At 66.3% G+C, this 20,078-nt stretch carries 19 protein-coding genes; 11 read left to right on the forward strand and 8 right to left on the reverse strand.

Annotated features, from left to right (window positions below; all coding sequences use genetic code 11):
• Nucleotides 1-312 precede the first annotated feature (312 nt).
• Complete coding sequence (locus ACO1P8_RS12660) at nt 313-1,293, reverse strand: Bug family tripartite tricarboxylate transporter substrate binding protein (protein WP_486296251.1); 981 nt, start codon at nt 1,291-1,293, stop codon at nt 313-315.
• Nucleotides 1,294-1,478: 185 nt separating this feature from the next.
• On the opposite strand from ACO1P8_RS12660, the gene ACO1P8_RS12665 reads away from it, so the two are divergent.
• The 3 genes from ACO1P8_RS12665 to ACO1P8_RS12675 all read left to right on the forward strand — a co-directional run bounded on the left by ACO1P8_RS12665 (nt 1,479) and on the right by ACO1P8_RS12675 (nt 4,627).
• Nucleotides 1,479-2,462, forward strand: a complete 984-nt coding sequence (locus tag ACO1P8_RS12665) for a LysR family transcriptional regulator (protein WP_486296235.1) — start codon at nt 1,479-1,481, stop codon at nt 2,460-2,462.
• 70 nt (nt 2,463-2,532) lie between these two features.
• On the forward strand, nt 2,533-3,171 hold the full coding sequence (locus tag ACO1P8_RS12670; protein ID WP_486296236.1) for a glutathione S-transferase family protein: 639 nt from the start codon (nt 2,533-2,535) through the stop codon (nt 3,169-3,171).
• A 205-nt stretch (nt 3,172-3,376) separates the two neighbouring features.
• Entirely contained in the window at nt 3,377-4,627 is a 1,251-nt protein-coding gene (locus tag ACO1P8_RS12675; protein WP_486296237.1) for an MFS transporter, read from the forward strand.
• Here the strand turns inward: ACO1P8_RS12675 and ACO1P8_RS12680 are convergent.
• The 3 genes from ACO1P8_RS12680 to ACO1P8_RS12690 all read right to left on the reverse strand — a co-directional run bounded on the left by ACO1P8_RS12680 (nt 4,584) and on the right by ACO1P8_RS12690 (nt 7,168).
• Nucleotides 4,584-5,474, reverse strand: coding sequence for a DMT family transporter (locus ACO1P8_RS12680; RefSeq protein ID WP_486296238.1), 891 nt, complete (start codon nt 5,472-5,474; stop codon nt 4,584-4,586). The two genes, ACO1P8_RS12675 and ACO1P8_RS12680, sit on opposite strands and share 44 nt — an antisense overlap.
• A 9-nt stretch (nt 5,475-5,483) precedes the next feature.
• A complete protein-coding gene (locus ACO1P8_RS12685) occupies nt 5,484-5,873 on the reverse strand; it encodes a DUF423 domain-containing protein (protein ID WP_486296239.1) in 390 nt (129 codons plus the stop codon).
• A 62-nt stretch (nt 5,874-5,935) separates the two neighbouring features.
• The gene (locus ACO1P8_RS12690; RefSeq protein WP_486296240.1) at nt 5,936-7,168 is read right to left on the reverse strand and encodes an MFS transporter; all 1,233 of its coding nucleotides are present in this window, start codon (nt 7,166-7,168) and stop codon (nt 5,936-5,938) included.
• Between the two features lie 216 nt (nt 7,169-7,384).
• Between ACO1P8_RS12690 and ACO1P8_RS12695 the strand changes: the two genes are divergently transcribed.
• On the forward strand, nt 7,385-9,118 hold the full coding sequence (locus ACO1P8_RS12695) for an ABC transporter permease (RefSeq protein WP_486296241.1): 1,734 nt from the start codon (nt 7,385-7,387) through the stop codon (nt 9,116-9,118).
• A gap of 5 nt (nt 9,119-9,123) precedes the next feature.
• Nucleotides 9,124-10,428: an ABC transporter ATP-binding protein gene (locus tag ACO1P8_RS12700; RefSeq protein ID WP_486296252.1), complete on the forward strand. Its 1,305-nt coding sequence runs from the start codon at nt 9,124-9,126 to the stop codon at nt 10,426-10,428.
• Between the two features lie 2 nt (nt 10,429-10,430).
• Here the strand turns inward: ACO1P8_RS12700 and ACO1P8_RS12705 are convergent, their stop codons facing one another.
• The gene (locus tag ACO1P8_RS12705) at nt 10,431-11,591 is read right to left on the reverse strand and encodes a metallophosphoesterase (protein WP_486296242.1); all 1,161 of its coding nucleotides are present in this window, start codon (nt 11,589-11,591) and stop codon (nt 10,431-10,433) included.
• A 127-nt stretch (nt 11,592-11,718) separates the two neighbouring features.
• On the opposite strand from ACO1P8_RS12705, the gene ACO1P8_RS12710 reads away from it, so the two are divergent.
• Together ACO1P8_RS12710 and xerD are read left to right on the forward strand one after the other, a co-directional pair.
• Nucleotides 11,719-12,672, forward strand: coding sequence for a rhodanese-like domain-containing protein (locus tag ACO1P8_RS12710; protein WP_486296243.1), 954 nt, complete (start codon nt 11,719-11,721; stop codon nt 12,670-12,672).
• A gap of 6 nt (nt 12,673-12,678) precedes the next feature.
• On the forward strand, nt 12,679-13,626 hold the full coding sequence (gene xerD / locus ACO1P8_RS12715; protein WP_486296244.1) for a site-specific tyrosine recombinase XerD: 948 nt from the start codon (nt 12,679-12,681) through the stop codon (nt 13,624-13,626).
• 38 nt (nt 13,627-13,664) lie between these two features.
• On the opposite strand, the gene alkB is transcribed toward xerD, so the two are convergent.
• Nucleotides 13,665-14,342, reverse strand: a complete 678-nt coding sequence (gene alkB, locus ACO1P8_RS12720) for a DNA oxidative demethylase AlkB (protein WP_486296245.1) — start codon at nt 14,340-14,342, stop codon at nt 13,665-13,667.
• 157 nt (nt 14,343-14,499) lie between these two features.
• On the opposite strand from alkB, the gene ACO1P8_RS12725 reads away from it, so the two are divergent.
• On the forward strand, nt 14,500-15,162 hold the full coding sequence (locus ACO1P8_RS12725) for a carbonic anhydrase (RefSeq protein WP_486296246.1): 663 nt from the start codon (nt 14,500-14,502) through the stop codon (nt 15,160-15,162).
• A gap of 33 nt (nt 15,163-15,195) precedes the next feature.
• A complete protein-coding gene (locus ACO1P8_RS12730) occupies nt 15,196-16,026 on the forward strand; it encodes a MetQ/NlpA family ABC transporter substrate-binding protein (RefSeq protein ID WP_486296247.1) in 831 nt (276 codons plus the stop codon).
• Nucleotides 16,027-16,128: 102 nt separating this feature from the next.
• Here the strand turns inward: ACO1P8_RS12730 and ACO1P8_RS12735 are convergent, their stop codons facing one another.
• Entirely contained in the window at nt 16,129-17,190 is a 1,062-nt protein-coding gene (locus ACO1P8_RS12735) for an AI-2E family transporter (RefSeq protein ID WP_486296248.1), read from the reverse strand.
• A gap of 110 nt (nt 17,191-17,300) precedes the next feature.
• Between ACO1P8_RS12735 and ACO1P8_RS12740 the strand changes: the two genes are divergently transcribed.
• The gene (locus tag ACO1P8_RS12740) at nt 17,301-17,705 is read left to right on the forward strand and encodes a ferric uptake regulation protein (RefSeq protein ID WP_066635603.1); all 405 of its coding nucleotides are present in this window, start codon (nt 17,301-17,303) and stop codon (nt 17,703-17,705) included.
• 18 nt (nt 17,706-17,723) lie between these two features.
• On the opposite strand, the gene ACO1P8_RS12745 is transcribed toward ACO1P8_RS12740, so the two are convergent.
• The gene (locus ACO1P8_RS12745; RefSeq protein WP_486296249.1) at nt 17,724-18,617 is read right to left on the reverse strand and encodes a LysR substrate-binding domain-containing protein; all 894 of its coding nucleotides are present in this window, start codon (nt 18,615-18,617) and stop codon (nt 17,724-17,726) included.
• Between the two features lie 117 nt (nt 18,618-18,734).
• On the opposite strand from ACO1P8_RS12745, the gene ACO1P8_RS12750 reads away from it, so the two are divergent.
• Nucleotides 18,735-19,727 (forward strand): Bug family tripartite tricarboxylate transporter substrate binding protein, encoded by a 993-nt coding sequence (locus ACO1P8_RS12750; RefSeq protein ID WP_486296250.1) that lies wholly within the window; start codon nt 18,735-18,737, stop codon nt 19,725-19,727.
• The last annotated feature ends 351 nt before the right edge of the window (nt 19,728-20,078 follow it).

Consider the following 20,078-nt stretch of genomic DNA (forward strand, 5'->3'; position numbering starts at 1 on the left):
CAACATAGCGTTGCGCGCCGCTGCCGTCGATCACGGTAGCCCCGCGCAGAATCAGGTCGGCATCCATTTCATTTCTCCATTACGCTTCAAACGACCCGCCTCCCCAGGGAAACGGGCATCATAGATTGCACCACGACCGCCCCACACATGGGACATCGAAAGACAGCCGCGCAGCGTTTCGGGGTTGGGGCTTCCCCCACGCACAGAACAGATGCTGCCGATCGGGGACGCCGAGGATCCGGCTCCGCCGGTCCTCCGGCGTCGCTCCCTTGAGGGGGAAAGCGCGCAGCGCTTTCGGGGGTGGGCCTACCTCTAATCCAGTCTCTCGATCTTCGCGGTTTCGATGATCTCGCGCCACTTGGCGGTCTCGCTGTTCATCAGTTTCTTGAAGTCTTCCGGGCTGCCGCCGGCGGGCAGGGCGCCCAGGGTAGCCAGGCCTTCGCGTACTTCAGGGGCCTTCAGCGCCTGCGCGATATCGGCGTTGATCTTGGCGATGACGTCCTTGGGGGTGCCGTGCGGGGCCACCACGCCGCCCCAGGCCACGGTTTCGTAGCCCTTCAGGCCGGATTCGTCCAGGGTGGGCACGTCCGGGAACATGTCCAGCCGCTTGAGGCTGCTGACGCCCAACGCGCGCACCTTGCCGCTCTTGACCAGCGGGCCGGCCTCGGAGGAATTGGCGAACAGATAGTCGATGCGCCCGCCCAGCAGATCCTGGATGGCCGCGGGGCCGCCGTTGTAGGGGATGAACATGACGTCGATCTTGGCCATACTCTTGAACAGTTCGCCGCCCATGTGGCCGGTGGTGCCGACGCCCGGCGCGCCGTAGGACAGCTTGCCGGGATTCTTGCGCGCCAGGGCGATCAGGTCCTGCACGCTGTGGGCCGGCGAATTCTCGGGCACGATCAGGATGTTGTAGAGGTCGAACATATGGATGACCGGCTCCAAATCCTTGTCCACGTCATACGGCAGTTTCTTGAACAGCGACCGGTTCACGGCCAGCGTGTTGATATTGCCGTAGCCGATCGTGTAGCCGTCCGGCGCCGCGCGCTTGATCAGGTTGATGCCGATGTTGCCGGCCGCGCCCGGACGGTTTTCCACGACGATCGACGCATTCGTCTGCTTGGCCAGCTGAGTGGTGATCAGGCGCGAGAGCACGTCGGGGGACCCGCCGGCGGCGGACGGGACGATGAAGGTGACCGGGTGATCCGGCCAGTTTGCACCGGCGGCGGCTGCGCTGCCGGCAACGGCGGCCAGGGCCGCCGCCAGGGCCCAGCGGCGAAACGGCGTGAACATGGACATGGTTAATTCCCCTTGTTTGGTTTGCATGCGAGGTGGTGAAACGCGACACCGTAACACCGGGCCGGCGCCGGTCGCATATCAAAAAATATCGAAAACCTATAATCGCGCGTTATCCAATCCCCCCCACGGCCCGCCCGGCGATATCGCCGCATGAGCGTGCCGCGAAACCGGACCAGGCAATGCACGAAGACGATCCGACGCTGGAAGCAGGCGCGCCCCGCGGCGGCGATGCGGGCGCGCGGCCGCCGCTGAACCTGCGGCAGATCGAGGTGTTCCGCGCCATCATGCTGTCCGGCTCCATCAGCGGCGCGGGCCGCATGCTCCACGTGTCACAGCCCGCCATCAGCCGCGTGCTGGCGCTGATGGAAACCCGGCTGCGCTATCCCCTGTTCGAGCGTTCCCGCAGCCGGCTGGCGCCGACGGCCGAGGCCCGTCGCCTTTATGCCGAGGTGGAACAGGTCTACGGCGGCATCCAGCGTGTCAACGCGCTGGCGACCAGCCTGGGCGAGGCCGGTGCCGGCATGCTGCGGGTCGTGTCCAGCGCCAGTTTCGGCCAGCGCATGATTCCGACCACGCTGCGCGAGTTGCGTGCCGGCAAGGCGCACGTGCGCGTCGATTACCGCAGCGCCACCTACGATGAACTGGCCGGGTATTTCCTGAGCGGTCAGGCGGACATCGCCGTTTCCATGCGTCCGCCGGATCATCCCAACCTGGCGGCGGTCGAATTGGGCCACAGCGAGGTGGTCTGCATCCTTCCTCCGGGCCATGCGCTGGCTGCCCGCCCCGTGATACGGCCGGAGGATTTCTCCTCGGTGGATTGGCTGGGCTACCCCGCCGAGGCGCCGCTGGGCCGGGTGTTGGCGGAATTCTTCGGCGGCACCCCGTCCCATGCGGCCGCCGTGGAAGTGCATTCGCCCGTGACGGCGGCGGCCTTCGTGCAGCAGGGGCTGGGACCTGCCATGGTGGACGCCTGGTGCGTCGGCCCCGAGTTGCGACGCTCGGTCGCCGTCCGGCCGATCGCGCCGGCCGCCCGGGTAGGCATCTGGGCCACGTATTCGGACTTGCAGCCCTTGCCGCTGATGGCGCGCCGCTTTCTGGCGGTGTTGCGCACGGTCATCGACGGAGAGCCGGCGCCGGTTTTCGGCGGTCCCGTTACGTCCTGATGCGCCCGACGGCGCGGTGGCGGTGTACAGTTTTTGGGACCGCGGGGGGGACTCGCAGGGGAGCGCCGCCATGACCCACTATGAACTGATCGGCTCGCGCGGTTGCGGCTCGGCCATCGTCGAGGCCGCGCTGCGGCTGGCCGGGCTGGATAGCCGCATCACCGATATCCCTTACCTGAAGCCCGGACCGGGACGCGACCGCCTGCTGCGGCTGAACCCGCTCGGCCAGGTTCCGACGCTTATCCTGCCCGGCGGTGCCGTCATGACGGAAAGCGCCGCGATGATCCTGCACCTGAACGACGCCGCGCCCCATGCGAATCTGGCGCCGGCGGGGGGCGGCCTGCCGCGCGCGCGTTTCTTCGAAATGCTGGTGCGGTTGGCCGCGGCCATCTATCCGACGTATACCTACGGCGACGACCCGGTGCGTTGGACGCTGGACGGGGACGCGGCGCGCAAGCTGCGAGAGACAACCGATGCGCGCCGCGAATTGCTCTGGCGCACGATCGAAGAGCAGGTTGGCGAACCGCACGTGCTGGGCGAGCAGCTTAGTGCCCTGGACCTGTATGTGACCGTCATGACGCGCTGGCGCCCACGGCGGGCATGGTTCGATGAACACTGCCCACGCCTGGCGGCAGTGGCCGACCAGGCCGCAGGCCATCCGCGCATCCGTGACGTTCTGCATCGGCATTTTTCCGGCGCGGGCGATTGATCCCGATCCTCTCGCGCGGCGTCGCTTCGATGCGGTCCTGGCGTCACCCTGACGCCCCGTGGGCATTTGGGCGGCTCGCATCGCGGCATCCCACGCGATTGGACAAGTGCGACGAATTCGTCCTACTGTAACGCCCTGGCGCTGCGCCGTTTTTTTTGCCTGGAGATGTCTTCGGGCCGGTCGCCACGCTTTGTCCTTACGCATCATGACTTCGCCATCGACCGGGCGCGACGCGCCGCCGCCGCGCCATACGCGCGGCACGCCAGGCTATCGCAACACCAACTGGGCACTGTTTGCCGCCGGCTTTTCCACTTTCTCGCTGATGTACTGCGTCCAGCCGCTGCTGCCGCTGTTCACCGGGCATTTCGGCATCACGCCCACGCAGAGCAGCCTGTCGCTTTCGCTGACCACCGGCCTGCTGGCATTGGCGATCTTCATCGTGGGCTTCTGGTCCGGCAGGCTACCGCGCAAGGGCATCATGGCCGCTTCGCTGTTCGCCTCGGGCATTCTTACCCTGGCGGCGGCGCTGACGCCGACGTGGCATGCGCTGCTTGCGGTGCGGGCCCTGCAAGGCCTCGTGCTGGGTGGCGTGCCCGCGGTCGCCATGGCCTATCTGGCCGAGGAAGTCGCTCCCTCGGACCTGGGATTCGCCATGGGGCTGTATATCGGCGGGAGCGCTTTCGGCGGCATGGCCGGGCGCGTCATGACCGGCCTGTTGGCGGACTATTTCGACTGGCGTGTCGCGATGACGGTGGTTGGCGTGCTGGGGATCGGCTCGGCCATTCTGTTCGTCATGAGCCTGCCGGCCTCGCGCCACTTCAGGCCGCAACGCGGCGGAGGCTGGCAGGCCGCGCGCGCGGGCATCGTGACCCATCTGGTCGACGTCAACCTATTGTCGCTGTTCGCGCTGGCGTTCCTGCTGATGGGCGGGTTCGTCACGGTTTACAACTATGCCGGCTTCCGCCTGCTGGCACCGCCGTATTCGCTCAGCCAGGCGACGATCAGCGCCATCTTCACCGTTTACGTGGTGGGGATATTCGCCTCGGCGCTGTTCGGCCGCCTGGCCGACCGCCACGGGCGCGGCCTGATGCTGTGTCTGGGCGTGGGCACCATGCTGTTGGGAACCCTGCTGACGCTGTTGTCCCCGCTGGCGATGGTGATTGCGGGCGTGATCCTGGCCACCTTCGGTTTTTTCGCCGCGCACGCCGTCGCCAGCGGCTGGGTAGGCCAGCTGGCGCGCGGGTACAAAGCCCAGGCGGCGTCCCTGTATCTGCTCGCCTATTACCTGGGTTCCAGCGTGCTGGGCTCCGTTGGCGGCAAATGCTGGGAGGTCGCCGGCTGGAACGGCGTCGCGGGCTTGATCGGCACGCTGCTGGTGCTGGGCCTGGGACTGGCGTGGCGCCTGTATGTCGTCATCGGCGCGAACGCGCCGGCCGCATCGTCTCGCGCAGGATGATGCTCAGGCCCGCGGCGACGATGACCGCCGCGCCGATGCAGGTCATGGCGTCCGGCGTTTCCTGCCAGAACACCCAGCCCAGAAGGGTGGCCCAGATCAGCCCGGTGTAGTCGAACGGGGCGACTACCGACGCCGGCGCGATGCGGAAAGCCTGTGTGATCAGGGACAAGCCCAGCGTACTGAACAGCGCGACGCCGGCGAAGAACGGCCAATGCATGGGATCGGGCGTGTGCCAGAACCACGGCAGGGTCGTCGCCGCGCAAACCAGTTGTGCCGCGACGATATGGAAGGCCATGGTCAAGAAGCTTTCGCCGTGCCCGATGGCGCGCGCGCTGATCATCATGGCGGCGTACAGCACCGCCGTCACCAAAGGCAGCAAGGCCGCCGGCTGGAAGCTGGCGGTACCGGGCCGCACGATCAGCAGCACGCCCAAAAAACCCAGGACGATGGCGCCCCAGCGCAGGGCGTCGACCCGCTCCTTCAGCACCACGACCGATAGCAGCGTGACGCACAGAGGCGCCGCGAACGAGATGGCCGTGGCTTCGGCGAACGGCAGATAGCGCAGGCTGGCGTAGAACGCACTGGCGGATATCACATTGATCGCGCCGCGCAGCAAATGGATGCCGGGATGGCGCGTACGCAGGGCGTGCCTGCCTCCGAGCGCAAGCACGATCGCGCCGATGAAGGGCAGGGCGATCGCGCAGCGCAGGAAGAGGATCTGCGTGGGCGGGTACGTGGCGCCCAGCCACTTGGCGATGGCGTCGCTGATCGTCAGGCACAGCATGCCGCACAGGATGTACAGGATCCCGGCGCTCGCCGTCGGGCGGGCCGTGGAGGGCACTGGCATGACGGGGGCTCAGCTGTTCGCCATCGTGCGCCAGGCCTGCCACGCGACCAGGGCCCAGGCGGCCAGGAATGCCACGCCGCCCAGCGGCGTCACCGCGCCCAGCCAGCGGACGCCGGTGCCGGACAGCAGATACAGGCTGCCGCTGAACAATACGATACCGGCGAACATCAGCCAGCCGGCCGCGGTCCAGAGCGCCGATCCATGTCCATAGCGGGCGCTGAGGGCGGCAAGGGCCAGCAGGCCCAGGGCGTGGGCAATCTGGTAGGTGACGGCGGTGTGCCAGACGGCCAGCATTTCCGGGGACAGTACGCGGCGCAGGCCATGCGCGCCGAAAGCGCCCGCGCCGACAGCCAGGAACATATTCAGGGCGCCGAGGAAAACGAATATGCGATCGGTCATGGCGGGTAGGTCTCGGGAGAGGGCGGGGAATCGTCCGTCCCCGATTCTACAACGGCCGCCATTCAACGATGCGGCACGTCGTCCAGCGACCGCAGGTTGCGCAGTTCCGGGTACCACCACATCCATAGGCCCGCGACCAGGATGGTGCCGAAGCCGCCCAGCACCACTGCGGCCACTGCCCCCGTGGCCTCGGCCATGACGCCGGCGCGGAATTCGCCCAATTGGTTGGAGGTGCCGATGAACAGCATATTGATGGCACTGACCCGCCCCAGCATGTCGTTGGGGGTATTCAACTGCACCAGCGAGGAACGCACCACCACGCTGATGGAATCCGCCGCACCCAGCAGGACCAGCGCGGCCACGGAAACCGGGATGGAGCGGGAATAGCCGAAGACGATGGTGGCCAGGCCGAACAGAAAGAGGGCGCCGAAGAGGGTCATGCCGATATTGCCGCCCAGGTTTTTACGTCCGAGGAACAACGCCGTTGCCGCGGCTCCCGCGGCCGGCGCCGCGCGCAGCGCGCCCAGGGCCCAAGGCCCGGCCTGCAGAATGTCCTTGGCGAAAATCGGCAGCAGGGCAGTGGCCCCGCCCAGCAGCACGGCGAACAGGTCCAGCGATAGCGTGCCGAACAGGATGCGGCGGCTGGCGATGAAGGTAAATCCCGCGAAGAGGCTTTGCCACGTGGTGGGTTCCTTGCGTACCGGCGGGCCTTCTGTCTTCATGGATAGCATGGAGACCAGGCCCACCCCGTAGCAGGCTGCTGCGGCGGCGTATACCCATCCCGCTCCCAGCGCATATCCCACACCGCCCAGCGCCGGACCGGCGATCTGCGCGACCTGGTTGGACGATGCCGACAGCGCCGTGGCCCGCGGAATCAGGAAGCGCGGCACGACCGAGGGGATCAGCGCGGGCAGGGTGGGCGATTCGAATGCGCGCGCCGCGCTGATCGCGACGATGGCCGCGTACACGATCTGATGATTCGCCTCACCGCTCAGGGATACCGCTGCCAGCACGATGGCGGCCAGCGCTTCGACGGCCATGCATATCGCGACGATCTTGCGCCGGTCGTAGCGGTCGGCAACGTGCCCAACCACCAGCGTCAGGATCAGCATCGGCGCGAATTGGGCCAGGCCGATCAGGCCCAGGTCCAGCGCGCTGCCGGTCAATGCATAGATTTGCCAGCCGACGGCGACCGAGACCATCTGGAATGCCAGCGAGGCGGCGAAGCGGGCCGCCAGGAAATGGGCGAAAGCCGGCCGCGCGAGCAGGCTGTCGTTATTGTCAGGCGTGGCCATGTATGCGGCATCGCTCTTCGACGAAGAAGTCGCCGATCGTAAACGAAAAATAAACTGGCCAGAAAATGCCGCGGTTGCCGCGCCAGAAAGGTGTTCAGAATAGCGTCAAGTTTCGACGGTGGACGGTGGTCTCTTGTCGTGATACTTTGCGCTCGCCTTCGCGGGCGCGCATGTCGCGCAGCAACCGCCGTCCTGTCTTTGCCTGCGGGAGCAGGGATGTACCCGATTTTCGTCTCCAAGCCGGCGGTCCGATCCGCCGATGGCCGCGGTCCCAACCGTTGGGATTGGGCTCTGCTGCCCCTCGTCCTGGGCGTGCTGGCGGCGTTGGCCTTCGGCGCGTCGCAGATGGCCAAGCCCTACGCGGTGGGTACGCCCCTGCCGATATCGCTGGACCCGGCCTACCTGCCGTACTACCTTTTGCGCACCACCCTGCGCATGTTCATGGCGCTGGCCGCGTCGTTGTTGTTCAGCTTCATCTTCGCCGCGATTGCCTCCAAGTCGCGCACGGCGGAAAAAATCCTGGTTCCGATGGTGGACATCCTGCAGTCCATTCCCATCCTGGGCTTCCTGTCGATCACGGTCACGGGGTTTATCGCCCTGTTTCCGGGCAGCCTGCTCGGCGTGGAGTGCGCGGCCATTTTCGCCATCTTCACGTCGCAGGCGTGGAACATGGCGCTGAGCCTGTATCAATCGATACGCACGGTACCGTCGGAGCTGAACGAGGCCGCGCGCGTGTTCCGCCTGAGCGCCTGGCAGCGCTTCTGGCGGCTGGAGCTGCCCTATGCCACGCCGGCCCTGCTATGGAACATGATGCTGTCGATGTCCGGCGGATGGTTCTTCGTGGTGGCCTCCGAAGCCATCACCGTATCCAACCAGGATATCAAGCTGCCCGGCATCGGCTCGTACATCGCGGTCGCCATCGACGCGCAGAACGTGCATGCGATCGTCTACGCCATCATCGCGATGGCGATCGGTATCCTGCTGTACGACCAGCTTTTCTTTCGCCCACTGCTGGCATGGGCCGACAAGTTCCGTTTCGAGGATACGCAAAGCAATACCGCGCAGCAGTCGTGGGTGCTCGACTGGCTGCGGCGCGGCCGGCTGACGCGGGCATGCAGCGAAGCGATGGCGGGACAGGCCCAACGCGTGCTCGGCTGGTTCCGCCGGGAATATGACGGAACGTCGGTGCGCGCGCGTGTGCGTACGCGCAGCGCCTATATCGAGCGCGCCGTGGATGCCGTGCTTACCGCACTGGCCTTGATCGCCGTGTGGCGGCTGGTGATCTTCGTGCATGCCGAGGTCGGCTGGGCGGAAGTCCTGCGCGTGTTCGGCTTCGGCCTGATCACGCTCGTGCGCGTGCTGGTGCTGATCGTCCTGGCGTCGCTCGTATGGGTGCCGGTGGGCATCATGATCGGCCTGCGCCCGGCGTGGTCGCAACGGGTCCAGGCGGTGGCGCAACTGCTGGCCGCTTTCCCCTCCAACCTGCTTTTCCCGCTGGCGGTCATCGTGATCGTCGCCTTCGGGCTGAATCCGGAAATCTGGCTGAGCCCGCTGATCATCTTCGGCACGCAGTGGTATATCTTGTTCAACGTGGTCGCCGGCGCGACCACTATTCCGAGCGAATTGCGCTACGCCGCCGACAACCTGGGCCTGAAAGGCTGGCTGAAGTGGCGGCGCTTCTATCTGCCGGCGGTTTTCCCCAGCTTCGTGACGGGCGCGATCACGGCCAGCGGCGGTTCCTGGAATGCCAGCATCGTCGCCGAGGTCGTCACCTGGGGCAAGACCACGCTGACGGCAACGGGCCTGGGCGGCTATATCGCGGACATGACTTCGCGAGGGGATTTTCCGCGCATCGCGCTGGGCATCGGCGTCATGTGCGTTTTCGTGATGGGTTTGAACCGGTTGCTGTGGCGCCGGCTGTATGTGTTGGCGGAAAAGTGGAGCAGATAGCGATGATGGCCCAGAACAATCTGCTGGAGCTGACCGGGGTCAGCAAGATGTTCCGTACCGCGGACGGCGCGGCGCGGTCGGTGTTGGAAGGCGTCGATTTCCATTTGCGGGATGGCGAGATCGTCGCCCTGCTGGGCAAGTCCGGATCCGGTAAATCCACGCTGCTGCGTATCATGGCCGGCCTGATCCCCGCCGATCACGGCACCGTCCGCTATCGCGGCCAGCCGCTGTACGGCCCGGCCGCGGGCATTGCGATGGTGTTCCAGTCCTTCGCGCTGTTCCCGTGGTTGACGGTGCGGCAGAACGTCGCGCTGGGCCTGGAAGCGCAGGGCGTGGCGCCGGCTGAACGGGAACAGCGTGCCGAGGCCGCGCTGGAGCTGATCGGCCTGGCGGGGTTCGGCGGCGCCTTGCCGCGCGAGTTGTCCGGCGGCATGCGCCAGCGGGTCGGCATTGCCCGGGCCCTGGCGACGAATCCGGACGTGCTGCTCATGGACGAGGCCTTCTCCGCGCTGGACGTGCTGACCGGCGAATCGCTGCGCGACGACATGCTGGAGCTGTGGGAAGAGCGCCGCATGGGCACGCGGGGCATCCTGGTGGTGTCGCACAACATCGAGGAAGCCGCCGTGATGGCCGATCGCATCCTCATCTTCGCCAGCGATCCCGGCCGCGTGCGCGATGAAATCCACGTGACCCTGCCGCGCCCCCGCAACGCGGATTCACCGGAAGTGCGGGCCCTGGTGGACCAGGTCTATTCGCTGATGACGGCCAAGCCGCTGCCGGCGTCGGCGGCCGGCGCGCCGGCCGCGCCGGTCCACCAGGCCTATCGCCTGCCCGATGCCAACGTCGGCACCATGGAGGCGGTATTGGAGCTGCTGGCGGAACCCCCGCTGAACGGCAGGGCGGACCTGCCGCGCCTGGCGGAGGAAGCCGGCCTGCCCGACGAGGAACTGTTCCCGGCCTACGAAGCCCTGGGCCTGCTGGGCCTGGCCGTCGTCGAGCAGGGCGATATCGCGCTGACTTCCGTGGGACGGCGCTACGCCGGCGCCGAACAGCAGGAGCGCCAGGAAATATTCGGGCGGCAATTGCTGGCGCATATTCCGTTGGCGGCCAACATCTGTCATTCGCTGCAGCAGGAGCCCACCGGCGAATTGCCGGACAAGCAGTTCCTGGACATGCTGGAGGAATTCCTCAAGGCCGACGAGGCCGAGCGCGTGCTCAGGGTCGCGGTCGAATGGGGCCGTTACGGCGAGGTCTACGCCTACGACTATCACACGGGCCGCCTGCACCTGCCGTCCACGCCGGCGGAGTGATCTCAGCCTTCGACGGCCTGCACCAGGCGGATGCGGGTGATCTCCGACGGCGCGCCGACGCGCTTGGGCGGTCCCCAGTAGCCGGTGCCGCGGCTGGTATAGACCCATAGCCGGCCCATTTTCCTGAGACCGGCGGTGAAGGGCTGCTGCAGGCGCACGAAGAAGTTCCACGGCAGGAATTGGCCGCCGTGCGTATGTCCGGAGATCTGCAGCGTGTAACCCACGGGTTCGGCCGCGATGGCCGTGCGCGGCTGGTGGGCCAGCAGGATGCGCACGGTCGCATCGGCCGGCGCCCCCAGGAGGGCACCGCGGGGATCGCTGCGCTGCGCGGGATCGAACTGTTCGGCTGTGTAGTCGGTGACGCCGGCCAGGACCAGCCGGGCGCCGTTGTGAGAGATGACCACATGGCGGTTGGACAGCACGTTCAGGCCCAGGCGCTGGAATTCCTTCACCCATTCCCGGGCTCCGGAATAGTATTCGTGGTTGCCCGTGACCAGATAGGCGCCGTAGCGGCCCGTCAGGCCACCCAGCGGCGCGGTATGCGGGGACAGTTGTTCCACCGGGCCGTCCACCACATCGCCGGTAATGGCCACGATATCCGCGCCCATGGCGTTGACGGCCCCGACGATGGCTTCGACGTAGGGCCGGCGGATGGTCGGGCCGACGTGCACGTCGCTGATCTGCGCAATGGTGAAACCCTCCAGGGCCCGCGGCAGGCCGGCGATGGGCACGTCCACCGTGACCACGCGCGCCAGGCGCCGCGCGTTGAACAGGCCCACCAGCGTGACCAGCAGCGCCAGCGCCGGCACGGCCAGCGCCGAGTCCGCCCGTAGCGATGCCAGGTCATGGGGCAGGCCGCGCAGCGCGTCCGCGGCCCAGGCGGCCGCCAGAAGCACATCCCGCAGCAGGGTCATTACCAGCAGCGAAGAGAAAAACCCCATCGCCATCAGGCCTATCCATGCCGCCTGGCGCGACCAGCTCAGGGCCATTTGCCTGGCGCGCGCGCCCAGCGGGATCAAGACGCAGGACGCCGCCACGTACAGCCCGGCAAGCCAGCGGATGCCATCGGCGACGGGAGCGTCGGGAATGAGGCGCAGCCCGATGTATACGTGCAGGAGGACGCCAATGGCGAGAATGCGGGTAATGAAGGAAGGACGGGGCATGCGTACGTAGCCTTCGCCGAATTGAAAAATAGTCGGCGCGCCCTCATTATCCCGTATGGCGGCGCCTGGCCGCGTTTTTGTCGCCCCCCGGGGGGCAGCCCGTGTGTAAATCGCCGCGAGAACGGATTTGAAAGATATCGAGACCCTGCTGCTGGAGTACGGGCCGCTGTTGGTATTCCTTAATGTATTGCTGGAGCAGGCCGGCCTGCCCATCCCGGCCTATCCGCTGCTGATCGTGGCCGGCGCGCTGGTCGCGCATGGCGATTTGTCATGGCCGCTGACACTGCTGGCCGCCGTACTGGCCTGCCTGATCGCCGATTCCGGCTGGTATGCAGGCGGCAAGCGCTTCGGCAGCGGCTTGCTGAGTACCGTCTGCCGCGTATCGATTTCGCGCGATTCCTGCATACGGCAGACGCAATCGCTTTATTGGCGCACCGGTCCGCGCGTACTGCTCGTCGCGAAGTTCCTGCCGGGTGCCAGCGCGCTTTCCACGGTCATGTCCGGTTTCGCCGGCCTGCCTTTCGGCGTGTTCGCGGCCTACGATGGAGTGGGGGCGCTGATCTGGGCCGGTTCGGCCCTGCTCATCGGGGTTGTCTTCAACGACATGGTGGGCCAGGTGCTGGACGTCCTCGGCGCCTACGGCGGATACGGCCTGCTGGCCATCGCCGTGGTCCTGGCCGGCTACCTTGCCTATCGCTGGATGCGCCGCAAACGCACCATCCGGCGTTTCGCCCATGTGCGCCGGGTCACGCTGGATGAACTGGACGATATGCAGGCACGCGGCTGCGTGCCCGTGCTGCTCGACGTACGCGCCAGCAGTGACGATCCCTTGCCCGGCGCCATCGCGATCGACCCGCGGGGACCTATCGGCGAGGAACCCTATCACTGGCCCCTGGACGCGCAGATCGTCGTGTATTGCGCATGTCCGGAGGAAATCTCGGCGGCTGTCCTGGCCGACCGGTTGCTGAAGGCCGGCTACCGCAATGTCTGCGCCCTGGCCGGCGGCTATGAGGCCTGGCGTGCGAGGCAAAGCGCGGCGGACGCCGTGCCCCCCGCGTCGATTCACGTGTCCGGCGGTTGAGCCGAGATGGCCAGGACGCCGCGTCCCGCCGCTACCGACGCGCCGTCCCTGCAGAGCCGGCGCGATATCGATCCCTCCGTGGCGGAATTCCTAGATGCCCTGTGGCTGGAAGACGGTTTGTCCCGCAACACGCTGGGCGCGTACCGCAACGACCTGGCGGCCTTCGACGTCTGGCTGCATGAACACGAGGGCCGGCGCATCTCCGAGGCACGCACCGGCGATATCGAAAGCTGGTTCGCTTCCGTTCATGCGGATACGCGGCCGACTACGGCCAACCGGCGCCTGTCGGCGCTGCGGCGCTACTTCCAATGGGCCTTGCGAGAACGGCGGATCGCCCAGGACCCCTGCCTGTCCGTGCGATCCGCCCGGCAGCCCCTGCGCACGCCCAAGATCCTGTCGGAGTTCCAGGTCGAGGCGCTGCTGCGCGCGCCGCGGGTGGAAACCGAACTTGGACTGCGCGACAAGGCCATGCTGGAGACCCTGTATGCCACCGGGCTGCGGGTGTCGGAGCTGGTCGGGCTGGCAGCGCTGGACGTCAACCTGAATGAAGGCGTGGTCCGGGTGGTGGGCGGCAAGGGCGGCAAGGACCGGCTGGTGCCGCTGGGCGCGGAGGCGGCGCATTGGGTGGATCGCTATGCGAAGCACGCGCGGCCGCTGCTGCTCGCGGGGCGTATGTGCGATGCGTTGTTCGTCACGGTGCGGGGCGAGGCCATGCACCGGCAGACCTTCTGGCTGATGGTGGGCCGTTATGCGCGCGAAGCCGAGATACGCGCGCCGATTTCACCGCACGTCCTGCGTCACGCTTTCGCCACGCATCTCGTCAATCATGGCGCGGATCTGCGCGTGGTCCAGATGCTGCTGGGCCACGCGGATATATCCACCACGCAGATCTACACGCATGTCGCGCGCGAGCGTTTGAAGACGCTGCATGCGCAGCATCATCCGCGCGGTTGATCCGCTGCCAGGGTCGCCTGCTTGCGGTGTCGGCGGGCCTAGCGCGTCTTGCGGAAGGTCAGGTTCACACGGCTGGCACCGGTAGCCGGGTGCAGGCCGTCGCGCAGCGGCGCGATGCCGTGGAACGCCAGGCGCGAGGGGCCGCCCCAGACGGCGACGTCGCCATGCACGAGGGGAAAGCGGCGTGTGGGATCTGTCCGCTGCAGGCCACCGAACAGGAACGTGGCCGGCAAGCCCAGCGATACCGATACGATGGGCGCGCGCAGATCCAGTTCGTCGCGGTCCTGGTGCAGGGTAAGCCGCGCGCCGGGACGGTAAAGGTTGATCAGGCAGGCCTCGGGCGCGAAATCCGCATATCCCGCGCGCGCGGCCGCCTCGCGCGCCAGCTCCGCCAGGATATCCGGCATGGCGGGCCAGGGCTGGTCGCTGAGCGGATCCAGCGGCCCATAACGGTAGCCCCGCCGATCGGATATCCATCCCTGGGCACCGCAATTGGTCATCGCCACGGACATCCGTTGTCCGCCCGGGGTGATCAGGTGGCGGAACGGCGCCGCTGCGGCGATTGCCTTGACCGCGGCCAGCAAAGCCGGCGCGCGGGCGCAAGCGTAGCGGCGCAGCAGCACCGCGCCGGCGGCGATGGGTTCGTCCCAGGGAGTTTCCTCATCCGGACTGCCGAACAGGTCGCCCGACGAGGGCGGGGGAATAGGGGCGGGCATGCGCGCATTGTAGGTCCGCCGGGGTGCCCGCAAGCGGGCGCTGCACGGCAGATCGGGGAGCGGTTCCCACGCTGCGCGTGGCATCGCCGCGCAGGATGGCCGGCGCGGTTCCGGCGCTAGTAGAATAGGCTTCGATTTTGATGCAGGCGTGATCACCATGGAAGATACTTTCGACTTTCCCCAGCGGCTGACCAGCGGCTACCAGGATTTTCTCGCCGGACGTTTCCCCGCGGAGCGCAACCGGTACCGTCAACTGGCGGAAGGGCAGAGCCCCGAAATCATGGTCATCGGCTGCTGTGACTCGCGCGTCGCCCCCGAATTGATTTTCGATGCCGGTCCCGGGGAAATGTTCGTGCTGCGCAACGTGGCGAACCTGGTGCCCCCCTACGAGCCCGATTCGCATTACCACGGTACCAGTTCGGCCATTGAGTTCGCCGTCAACGGATTGAACGTCAAGCACATCGTAGTCATGGGCCATGCTTCCTGCGGGGGCATCCGTTCGTACTACGACGATGCCGAGCCCCTGGCCAAGGGCGACTTCATCGGCAAGTGGATGTCGCAGATCGAAGCCACCGCCAGCAAAGTGGATTTGACCGGAGAACGGCAGGCGGACCTGCGCCGGCTTGAACTGCGCGTCGTCGAGCATAGCCTGAAGAATCTCATGACCTTCCCCTATATCCGCCAGCGCGTCGAGCGCGGCGAGCTGCACTTGCACGGTGCCTATTTCGGCGTGGCGACGGGCCTGTTGTTCATCCGCGATCCGCGGTCGGGCGAATTCTTTCCGTTCGGCGAAGGGCCCGGCGACGACAGCGCCGGCTAGGCGCCTTTCCTTACCCGGAAGGAACCTGCCCCGATGCCCGATTCATACTGCCCGCCGCGCCGCCGGCTGTTGCGAGCCCTGGGGGCGTCCGCTGCCCTGGGCGCTGCGCCCGCCGTACGGGTGTGGGCGCAGCCCGCGCCGCTGCGCATCGGCGTTATCGCCAGCGTGGCCAACGAAGCGACGGAAATCGCCATGGCCCAGGCCCGCGATGAAGGCGTCAATGCGAAGCTGGTGGAATTCGCCGATTGGGTGATGCCCAATGTGGCCGTCGCCGACGGCTCCATCGACGCCAATTACTTCCAGCACGAGCCCTTCCTGGATCTTTTCAACCGCAGCCGCGGCGCCAATCTGCAGCCCATCGCGTATGGTTATTCGACCACCATGGGGCTGTTTTCCAAGAAGGTGAAGCGCGGCGAGCCCATGCCGCCGGGCGCCTCGATAGGGATCCCGTCCGACCCGGTCAATACGGGCCGCGCCCTGTTGCTGTTGCAGTCGATGGGATTGATCCGGCTGAAGGCTGGCGCAGCCGAACGCGCGACGCTGCTGGACGTGGAAAGCAACCCGCTGGACCTGAAATTCGTGGCCATCGAAGGGGCGCAGGCGGCGCGTGCCTTCGACGATGTGACGGCTTCGGCCACCTACACGACCTTCGCCAGGCATGGCGGACTGGGCGAAAAGGATGGGCTGGCGTTCGACAACGGCGATCCCGCCAATGTCCGGCGCTACGCGATACGCTGGGTGGCGCTGCCCGAGCACGCACAGGATCAGCGTCTGCTGAAATTGATCTCCGTTTACCAGCGTTCGCCGCAGGTCAAGGAGGCGCTGCGGCGCCAGTATGGCGAGCTGATCGATTTTCCCTGGTAGGGCAGCGTCCCGGTACCCGGGTATGAGCCCCGGGCGCGTACGCGCTGGATGCGGCATCGGCTGCTTCCTGCACGCGGCATGCGGCATGCGGCACCGGCCGCTTCATTCTTCCGTCGGCGTATCGCCCTCCAGCGTGAACAGGTCCCATACCGCGGTAAACAGCGCGGCGATCAGCGGTCCGATCACGAAACCGTTCAGGCCGAACAGCGCCATGCCGCCCAGCGTCGAAATCAGGACCAGCCAGTCGGGCAGCTTGGTATCCTTGCCGACCAGGATGGGGCGCATGATGTTGTCGACCGTGCCGATCACGAGCACGCAGAAGGCAATCAGTCCCAGCCCCTGCCATAGTGCGCCGGTGACCAGGAAATACACCGCCACCGGGACCCAGATCAGCGCCGCTCCCACGGCGGGCAGCAGCGACAGGAAGGCCATCAGCACGCCCCACAGCAGGGATCCCTGGATGCCCAGCACCCAGAATGCCAGGCCACCCAGCAGACCCTGGGTGGCGGCCACCGCCACGTTGCCCTTGATGGTGGCGCGGATCACCGTCGTGAACTTGCGCGTCAGGTGCTGCTTGTAGGCCTCGCTGAGCGGAATCGACCGGCTGATGCTGCGCGACAGGCTCGCGCCGTCGCGCAGCAGGAAAAACAGCAGGTACAGCATGACGCCGAAACTAATGACGAACTGGAAGGTATCCTGGCCGATGCTGAATGCCTGCGTGGCCAGGAACTGGCTGGCCTGCACGGTCGCGGCGCTAAGCTTCTGCTGCAGGCTGCGGATGTCGGACAGGTCGAAGCGGTCCAGCAAGCCGTGCACGGACGGGGGCAGGGCATTCACGACGCGTTCGAAGTACACGCCGAAGTTCAGGTTGCCGGACTTGATCTGCTGGTAGAGCGCCGTGCCTTCCTGCACCAGCGAGCCGGTGATCAGGATCATGGGCAGGATGGCGATCAGCACGCAGAGCAGCAGGGTGATCAGCGCGGCCAGGTTGCGCCGCTTGCCCATGCGCGCCAGCAGCCGGCGGTGCAGGGGCGAAAATATGATCGCCAGGATGGTGCCCCAGAAGACGGCGCCGTAGAATGGCCACAGGATCCAGCCGAAGGCGATCGAGACGGCCACCAACAGGAACAGGAAGGTCCGATAGTGCAGATTGGAATTGCTCATTGTTTGGGGGTTCCCGCGATAGCGCGCCCGACCCGTGCGGCCGGGCGCCATGCGCATGATGCCATTGTCGCCGGGCCACGTGCGCCATTTATGGCAGGAGGAAGACAGACATGACGGATTCCGTCGATCTTAAGGGTATCGGGCTGAAAGTCACATTCCCGCGCCTGAAAATTCTGGATCTCTTTCGCAACAGCGAACAGCGCCATCTCAGCGCGGAAGACGTCTATCGCCACCTGATGAATGAAGGCGTTGAAATGGGCCTGGCGACGGTCTATCGCGTGCTGACCCAGTTCGAACAGGCGGGGTTGCTCAAACGCAGCCAGCTGGGCGGCAACAAGGCCGTTTTCGAACTGAACGACGGCGAACGGCATCATGGACACCTGGTCAGTACTTCCACTGGGATCGTCGAGGAATTCGTCGACCCGGAAATCGAACGGCGGCTGCGGCAGATTGCCGACGATATGGGCTATAGCCTGACGGAATTCACGATCACCATATTCGCCACGCCCAAATAAGGGCTGTCGCGGGGCGATTCAGCGGCTGGCGGCGGCTACCTCGAAAAAGCGCGCGAGCAGGGGCGTATCGTTGTCCTTGCGGTGCGCCAACAGGATCTGGCTGCCGGCATCCGGCGTGTCCAGCGGGCGGTACACCACCCCTGGGATACCGGTTTTGGCGTAGGTTTCCGGCAGAATGGAAATACCCATCCCCGCGGCCACCAGGCCAACGATGGTGGCTCCTTCCCGGGCCTCCTGGCCGATCTGCAGGGCGAACCCGGCACGGCTGGCGAGGACGCTGACGTGCTCGAACAGGCCGCAGCCCAGGCCGCGCGGGAACAGGATGAAAGACTCGCCGGACAAGGCCGCCATCGATACCGGCGTGTCCTGGCGTGCCAGCCGGTGGCCCGCCGGCAGTGCGGCCATCAGCCGGTCGCCCCATAGCGTCAACACGCGGACGTCCGGCGGCGGGCAGAACAGGATGGACGGGCGCAGGAAGCCCACGTCGATACTGCGGTCGGCCAGTGCCTGCAATTGCTGGCCGGTGGACATGTGCAACAGGTCCGCCTTGGCGGAGGGATGGCTGCTGCGGAAAGCCTGCACGATCCGGGGAAAGGCGTCGAACATCGGCACGGAGGCGGTGAACGCAATGCGGATTTCGCCCGCCTCGCCCTGCATTGCCTGGCGGACGACGTCGCCGGCTCGCTCCAGGTGCTGCAGGGCGCGCCTGGCCTGGTCCAGGAACAAGGTGCCGGCCTCGGTCAGCTCCACGCGCCGTTTGGTTCGGTGCAACAGCGTCGCGCCCAATTCGTCTTCCAGGGATTTCACCTGCATGCTCAAGGGCGGCTGGCTGACATGCAGGCGGCGGGCCGCCGCGCTGAAGCTGAGTTCCTCTGCCACCGCGACAAAGTAGCGGAGTTGACGGAAATCCATGGTTATTTGAAAAACATATGAATGTGCAACGGAAAAAGTATTGGACACTATAACTAAGGGTAAACCATTATGACGGTCGCAACATACTGAATTTTTTTAGAACTCTAGGAGACTCCGATGCGAGCTGACAGCATGCTGTCCAAATTCTTCCGCGGCCTGGCCCTGGCTACGGCCGTCGCCGGCGTCGCGATGCCCGCGATGAGTCATGCGGCTGACTTCCCGTCCAAGCCCATCAAGATTGTCGTGCCCTACGCACCGGGCGGCGCCGTCGATATCGTCACCCGGCTGGTCGCCCAGAAGATGGGCGAAACGCTCAAGCAAAGCATTATCATCGACAACCGCCCTGGCGGGGCAACCAACATCGGCATGGACATCGTGGCGCGCGCGCCCGGCGATGGCTATACGCTGTTGACCGCCTCGAACTCCCTGGCCAGCAATGCCGCCCTGTTCACGAATCTGAACTTCGACCCCGCCAAGGACCTGGTTCCCGTGGGCGCGATCGGCTACGCGCCGCTGGTCGTCGTCGTGCCCTCGTCGTCGCCCTTCAAGACCCTGCAGGATCTGATCGCCGCAGGCAAGGCCAGTCCGGACAAGCTGACTTACGCGTCTGCCGGCAACGGCAGTTCGGGCCATCTGGCCAGCGAACTGCTGAAGGATGAAGGCAAGTTCAATGCGCTGCATGTTCCCTACAAGGGCGGCGCGCCTGCCATCACCGATATGCTGGGCGGACGCATCAGCTTCATGTCGATCAACCCGGTCGAGGCGATCCCCCACATCAAGGCGGGCAAGATGACGCCGCTGGCCGTGCTGGACAGCAAGCCCTCGGCGCTGTTGCCGGGCGTGCCCACGATTGCGTCGCTGGGCCTGCCCAACGCCGCGGCCTCGGTCTGGTGGGGCCTGTGCGCGCCCAAGGGCACGCCGGCCGATGTGATCGCCAAGTTGAATGACGCCCTGCAAAAGGCCCTGGCCGACACCGCCGTGCAGACGCGCTTGTCGGAACTGGGCGCCGTCACCACGCCGGGCACCGCCGCGGATTTCGGCAAGTTCGTGCAGGGCGAGACCGTCAAGTGGGCGCGTGTGATCAAGGCCGCGAATATCAAGGCTGATTAGAAGAGCCCACCCCCGAAGCGCTGCGCGCTTCCCCCTCAAGGGGGCGACGCTGGAGGACCGGCAGAGCCGGATCCTCGGCGTCCCGGGTCGGCGGCAGCTGTTTTTTTGGGTGGCGGTTGTGGCTGATCCCACCCTTGAAGCGCTGCGCGCTTCCCTTTCGAGGGGGCGACGCTGGAGGGCTGGTGGGGCCGGATCTTTGGGGTGCGGGTTGGGAGCACCTGTTTTTTTGCGATGTGCGATGCGGGGGGCGTGCCGTGCTTTGGAGCGATGAGGTGAGCTACGCCGTACGGAATATCCAGCGCGCCGATGGCGCGGTTATCGCGCAGCTGGCGGCGGCCGGGACAGCGACGG

It is taken from the genome of Bordetella sp., assembly GCF_057362025.1.

Bases quoted from the DNA above. Each gene is read 5' to 3' on its own strand.
- ACO1P8_RS12660 (WP_486296251.1), bottom strand. From the start codon at position 1,293: ATGTTCACGCCGTTTCGCCGCTGGGCCCTGGCGGCGGCCCTGGCCGCC.
- ACO1P8_RS12670 (WP_486296236.1), top strand. From the start codon at position 2,533: ATGACCCACTATGAACTGATCGGCTCGCGCGGTTGCGGCTCGGCCATC.
- ACO1P8_RS12740 (WP_066635603.1), top strand. From the start codon at position 17,301: ATGACGGATTCCGTCGATCTTAAGGGTATCGGGCTGAAAGTCACATTC.
- ACO1P8_RS12680 (WP_486296238.1), bottom strand. From the start codon at position 5,474: ATGCCAGTGCCCTCCACGGCCCGCCCGACGGCGAGCGCCGGGATCCTG.
- alkB (WP_486296245.1), bottom strand. From the start codon at position 14,342: ATGCCCGCCCCTATTCCCCCGCCCTCGTCGGGCGACCTGTTCGGCAGT.
- ACO1P8_RS12735 (WP_486296248.1), bottom strand. From the start codon at position 17,190: ATGAGCAATTCCAATCTGCACTATCGGACCTTCCTGTTCCTGTTGGTG.
- ACO1P8_RS12695 (WP_486296241.1), top strand. From the start codon at position 7,385: ATGTACCCGATTTTCGTCTCCAAGCCGGCGGTCCGATCCGCCGATGGC.
- ACO1P8_RS12700 (WP_486296252.1), top strand. From the start codon at position 9,124: ATGGCCCAGAACAATCTGCTGGAGCTGACCGGGGTCAGCAAGATGTTC.
- ACO1P8_RS12730 (WP_486296247.1), top strand. From the start codon at position 15,196: ATGCCCGATTCATACTGCCCGCCGCGCCGCCGGCTGTTGCGAGCCCTG.
- ACO1P8_RS12750 (WP_486296250.1), top strand. From the start codon at position 18,735: ATGCGAGCTGACAGCATGCTGTCCAAATTCTTCCGCGGCCTGGCCCTG.
- ACO1P8_RS12690 (WP_486296240.1), bottom strand. From the start codon at position 7,168: ATGGCCACGCCTGACAATAACGACAGCCTGCTCGCGCGGCCGGCTTTC.
- ACO1P8_RS12685 (WP_486296239.1), bottom strand. From the start codon at position 5,873: ATGACCGATCGCATATTCGTTTTCCTCGGCGCCCTGAATATGTTCCTG.
- ACO1P8_RS12665 (WP_486296235.1), top strand. From the start codon at position 1,479: ATGCACGAAGACGATCCGACGCTGGAAGCAGGCGCGCCCCGCGGCGGC.
- ACO1P8_RS12705 (WP_486296242.1), bottom strand. From the start codon at position 11,591: ATGCCCCGTCCTTCCTTCATTACCCGCATTCTCGCCATTGGCGTCCTC.
- ACO1P8_RS12745 (WP_486296249.1), bottom strand. From the start codon at position 18,617: ATGGATTTCCGTCAACTCCGCTACTTTGTCGCGGTGGCAGAGGAACTC.
- xerD (WP_486296244.1), top strand. From the start codon at position 12,679: ATGGCCAGGACGCCGCGTCCCGCCGCTACCGACGCGCCGTCCCTGCAG.
- ACO1P8_RS12675 (WP_486296237.1), top strand. From the start codon at position 3,377: ATGACTTCGCCATCGACCGGGCGCGACGCGCCGCCGCCGCGCCATACG.
- ACO1P8_RS12725 (WP_486296246.1), top strand. From the start codon at position 14,500: ATGGAAGATACTTTCGACTTTCCCCAGCGGCTGACCAGCGGCTACCAG.